This is a genomic window from Candidatus Obscuribacterales bacterium (assembly GCA_036703605.1).
Classification (GTDB): Bacteria; Cyanobacteriota; Cyanobacteriia; order RECH01; family RECH01; genus RECH01.
This window is the reverse complement of the sequence record DATNRH010000491.1, coordinates 1-2,835: the sequence shown is the minus strand read 5'-3', so window position 1 is coordinate 2,835 and position 2,835 is coordinate 1. Positions and strand designations below refer to the sequence as shown.

The 2,835-nt window shown below is 53.5% G+C and carries 3 protein-coding genes; 2 read left to right on the top strand and 1 reads right to left on the bottom strand.

Annotated elements, in window-relative coordinates; all coding sequences use genetic code 11:
- A partial coding sequence (locus V6D20_10520; protein HEY9816215.1) for a rhodanese-like domain-containing protein occupies positions 1 to 425 on the top strand: 425 nt, incomplete at its 5' end.
- A 152-nt stretch (positions 426 to 577) separates the two neighbouring features.
- On the opposite strand, the gene V6D20_10515 is transcribed toward V6D20_10520, so the two are convergent.
- Positions 578 to 1,786, bottom strand: coding sequence for a 4-hydroxy-3-methylbut-2-enyl diphosphate reductase (locus V6D20_10515; GenBank protein ID HEY9816214.1), 1,209 nt, complete (start codon positions 1,784 to 1,786; stop codon positions 578 to 580).
- 260 nt (positions 1,787 to 2,046) lie between these two features.
- On the opposite strand from V6D20_10515, the gene V6D20_10510 reads away from it, so the two are divergent.
- Positions 2,047 to 2,835 (top strand): glycogen debranching enzyme N-terminal domain-containing protein (locus tag V6D20_10510; protein ID HEY9816213.1); only part of this gene is annotated, 789 nt, incomplete at its 3' end.

The following is a 2,835-nucleotide window of genomic DNA, read 5'->3' as shown; positions in this document are numbered from 1 at the left end:
TAGCTTACAGACAAGCATCCAACAATTTCAACCTTATCAAGGACTTAACCATGAGCGCATTTCTAGGAATTATTCCTACCCCCGGCCCCATTCAGCCTCAAGCCCGAGTTTATGATCTAAAAGCGCGCCTCGATTGGGGCGAACCTGCCCTGACCATCGTAGATGTGCGCGATCGCCAAGCCTTTAATGCTTGCCATATCACCGGTGCTGTTTCCATTCCCCTAGACAACTTGGTGACCCAATCCAGCAGCAACTTTGAAGTGGATCGGGACATCTATATCTACGGTGAAACCGACGACGAAACAGCGATCGCTGCGACCACGCTGCGGGATGCTGGCTACACCCACGTGTCGGAACTGCGCGGTGGCTTGGCGGCATGGAAAGCTGTGAGCTACCCCGTTGAAGTGACCACCCCTGCTGCTTAGATCCTCAGGGGTCCTGTCTTAAGCCGTCCTAGCTGGACGCATTCAGATCACCAGCTCGATTTTATTCAGAAACTGTGACACAACATCAGTGAAACACCCGCAGGCGATCGCCATGATCTACTGCGGGTGTTTTTTGGATCAATTCACCACAATTAGTTCACCACAGCCAGCGCCTTGAGGGCGAAGATTTTCTCAATGATTGTGGCTACCACCTTATCAGGGGTGGAGGCTCCGGAGGTGACCCCAATAGTTAAGGGACCATCGGGTAACCAATTAACTTGGGTCTCTAAGGCTTGGTGCAGGGGCTTATGCTCTACCTGATTGCCAGGGCCAATGCGATCGCCACTGTCGATGTGGTAGGACGGAATGCCGCGCTCGGTGGCAATCTCCTGAAGGTGGGTGGTGTTGGATGAATTGAAGCCACCAATGACCACCATGAGATCTAGATTTTTTTCGACCAGATCAAACATGGCATCCTGGCGCTCCTGAGTAGCATCACAGATGGTGTTGAAGCTGAGGAAATGTTGATTTAGATCAATGGGGCCATACTTTTTCATCATGGTGCGTTCAAACAGCTTGCCGATGTGCTCCGTCTCTCCCTTGAGCATGGTGGTTTGGTTGGCAATGCCCACCCGATCTAGGTCGCGATCGGGGTCAAAGCCTTCGGAACAGGCAAAACGGAATTTCTCCATGAAGGCCTGGCGATCGCCCCCGTTGAGAATGTAATCACACACATACTGCGCCTCATCCAGGTTCAGCACAATCAAATAGGTGCGGGCGAAGGAGCTGGTGGCGATGGTTTCTTCGTGGTTATATTTGCCGTGGATGATGGAGGTATGGTTGCCCTTCTTGTGCTTTTCGACCGTGTTCCACACCTTGGAAACCCAGGGGCAGGTGGTATCTACAATCGTGCAGCCGCGATCGTTGAGGAGCTGCATCTCCGGCACACTTGCGCCAAAGGCAGGCAAAATCACCACATCCCCTTGGTCTACTACCGAGAAATCTTTTTGCCCATCCCGCACCTCAATGAAGCCCACCTTCATATCCCGCAGATGCTGGTTCACGGACGGGTTATGGATAATTTCGTTGGTAATCCAAATGCGCTCCGTGGGGAACTGCTGCCGGGTTTCATAGGCCATGGCCACCGCCCGCTCCACGCCCCAGCAAAACCCGAAGGCTTCTGCCAAATGAATCGTCACATCGCCCTGGGTTAGGGTATAGTCGTGGTCGCGAATGTACTGAATGAGATCACTCTGATACTCTGACTTCATTGCGCCCGAGACATCTTCATCGTGCCCGAAGCCTTTGCGGTGATACTTCTGAGATTGATTAAGCGATCGCTTAAAGGCTTTGGTATCCATGCTTGCTATACCCCTGGATTCTGCAACAACATTGGTATGATTGGGCCGGCTCACTGACAGCAACGGTCATTCACTAGCCTATCAGACAGTCGGAAGCCCTGCCTTAACTGTAGGATAGGAACTTCACTACACCAATCATTAGCCTAGCCATGCATAGATGGACGGTTTATCCCCAAGGAGTCCAGACCTAGTGCCTGGCTCCGGGTCTCCCTAACCCGATTCCATCCCTTCTTGATCTGCCCTGCCTTGACATATCTGCCATGAATATTCAATTTGGTCGAGAGATTTGCGGACATCTGCACAGCGCTGAAGAGCGTGAATGGTTAGTCACCAACGGCATCGGTGGCTATGCCTCCGGCACCGTGGCTGGTCTGCTGACCCGTCGCTACCACGGGGTTTTGATTGCTGCGCTTAACCCACCGGTGCGGCGCACGCTGTTGGTGACCCAGCTCAGCGAGACTCTGGAATACGACAGCAACTACTTTCCCCTACACACCAGCCGCTGGACAAACGAGCAGGTGGATCCCACAGGGTATAACCACATTCAGCAGTTTGCCCTGGAGGGCAGCATTCCCACCTGGACCTTTGCCTGTGCGGATGTGCTGCTTGAGAAGCGGATTTGGATGGAGCAGGGAGCCAATACTACCTATGTGTCTTACCATGTGAAGCGATCGCCCCAGCCCGTCAAGCTCTACCTCAAGGTGCTCACCAACTACCGCGATCACCACAGCAGTACCCAGGTCGGCTTCTGGAAAATGGCGATTGAAGCAGCCGATCATGGCGTTAAGGTGACGGCTTTCCCGAAGGCGCAACCGGTCTATGTGCTAGCCGAGCAGGCCGATGTCTATCTTTGCAACGAATGGTACCAAGATTTTAATCTCGCCCAAGAACACTATCGCGGGCTCCCAGCCCATGAAGATCATTTGCATGTGGCAGATTTGGCCATCACCCTAGAGCCAGGGCAAACGGTGACGGTGGTGGCTACGACCGATGCCAATACCAGCCTCGATGGTCAAGAGGCGATCGCTCGCCAGCGAGCCCACGAACAG

Excerpts from the sequence above, each read along its gene's own strand:
- V6D20_10515 (HEY9816214.1), bottom strand. The coding sequence starts at position 1,786 with ATGGATACCAAAGCCTTTAAGCGATCGCTTAATCAATCTCAGAAGTAT.